The 1820-nt window shown below is 74.2% G+C and carries 2 protein-coding genes; one reads left to right on the forward strand and one right to left on the reverse strand.

Going from position 1 to position 1820, the window contains the following annotated elements; genetic code table 11:
* Nucleotides 1–132: 132 nt before the first annotated feature.
* The gene (locus tag ACWCSD_RS52245) at nt 133–738 is read right to left on the reverse strand and encodes a TetR/AcrR family transcriptional regulator (protein ID WP_449927310.1); all 606 of its coding nucleotides are present in this window, start codon (nt 736–738) and stop codon (nt 133–135) included.
* Nucleotides 739–807: 69 nt separating this feature from the next.
* Between ACWCSD_RS52245 and ACWCSD_RS52250 the strand changes: the two genes are divergently transcribed.
* A partial coding sequence (locus tag ACWCSD_RS52250) for an FAD-dependent monooxygenase (protein ID WP_449927313.1) occupies nt 808–1820 on the forward strand: 1013 nt, incomplete at its 3' end.

Genomic DNA, 1820 nt, shown 5'->3' on the forward strand with positions numbered 1-1820 from the left:
GCACCGCCAACAACCTGGAGGCCGTCCAGTACACCTGTGACGGGCACCCGTCCAGGTTCTGGGAGATCCGCGACTACTACGGGAGCTGACCGGCTCGCCGCCACGGGGAGGCCGTCCCCTGGTGGCCGCCGGTCAGCCGGAGGACGCGCCCAGCAGGGGCAGCCACACCTCGTCCACGATCTCGGCGATCGACTCCTCCGGCACCCGGCGCATCGTGACGAGCATGTCGTGCCGGAGCAGGTCCAGCGGCAGGTTCACCACCCTGGACGAACGCGGCACGTCGGGCAGCTCGCCGCGCTCGACCGCCCGGCCCACGATCGTCTCGAACGCGGTCGCCCGGCCGGGCGGCAGCAGGGTGTCGCGCAGCTCGGTGAGGCTGGTGCCGGCCTCCCGGAAGTAGTCGGCGAGCTGCACGCTCATCAGCGTCAGCATGCCCGCGCGGTCGTCGCCGGCGTTGCGCAGGAACCCGACGGCGTCCTCGCGCAGGCTGCCGGTGTCGGGCACGTCGATCAGCCGCCAGAACTTGGCGAGGGTGGCCAGCAGCAGGTCGTCGCGCCGGGGCCAGCGCCGGTAGAGCACCGGGCGGCTGGTGCCGGCGCGGGCGGCGACGGCCTCGAAGGTGAAGCCGTGGTAGCCGTGCTCGACCAGCACCTGCCAGGCGGCGTCGAGGATCGCCTCCTCCAGCGCGGGGCCGCGACGGCGGGACGCGCCGCCGGGGGCAGGGGGCTTGAGAGTCACTTGCGTATCTTATCCCGGCGCTCTACGGTGGCCGGAATTAGATACAGCCCTGTACCCAAAGGACCGTCCATGATGTTCGACGTCATCGTCGTCGGCGCCGGGCCCGCCGGCCTCTTCCTCGCCTGTGAGCTGCGCCTGGCCGGCGTGCGGCCGCTGGTGCTGGAACGACGGCCGGAGCCCGACCTGTCGGACAAGGCCCACGGCCTGGCCGGGCAGGTCGTCCGGCTGCTGGACCACCGCGGCCTGTTCGAACGCTGCGGCGGCCGGGGCGTCCCGGCGCCGGCGCCGGGCCACTTCTTCGGCGGGATGCCGTTGCCGCTGCACACGCTCGGCGAGGCCAACCCGATGTACCTGCTGCCCTGCGACCAGCGCGACCTCGAACGGGTGCTCGCCGCGCGCGCGGCCGAACTGGGCGCGGAGGTGCGGCGCGGCCAGGAGGTGATCTCCTTCGGCCAGGACGCCGACCGGGTCGAGGTCGTGACCCGCGGCCCCGGCGGCGCCGAGACCACCCTCACCGCCCGCTACCTGGTCGGCTGCGACGGCGGCCACAGCATGGTCAGGAAGGCGGCGGGCATCGGCTTCCCCGGCGTCAGCGACGACCACGTCGTGGACCGCTCGGCCCTCATCGGCCCGAGCGAGCACGTCCGGATCCTGCCCGGCGGGCGCGTCCTGATCGAGGGGCTCGGCGAGATCCCCGCCCACTTCCACCGCACCGATCGCGGCGTCTTCACCCTCCTGGCCCACGACCCGCGGCGGCCGCTGATCAACACCGCCGAGTGGGAGGAGCATCCGGCGGGCGGCTTCCCGGGGCCGGGCGCGCCGATGACGCTGGCCGAGATGGAGAAGAGCGTCGAACGCGTCCTCGGGGTGCGCCTGCCGCTGAGCCCGCCGCCCGAGGGCGCGCCGGTCATGCTGCGCCGGCTGTGCGGGCGCAACACCCGGCTCGCCGACCGCTACCGCGCCGGACGCGTCTTCATCGCCGGCGACGCCGCCCAGGTGAGCCACGGGCCCACCCTGAACCTGGCGCTCCAGGACGCCGCCAACCTGGCCTGGAAACTCGCCGCCACGCTCCGGGGGCAGGC

This window comes from Nonomuraea sp. NPDC001684 (assembly GCF_053596515.1).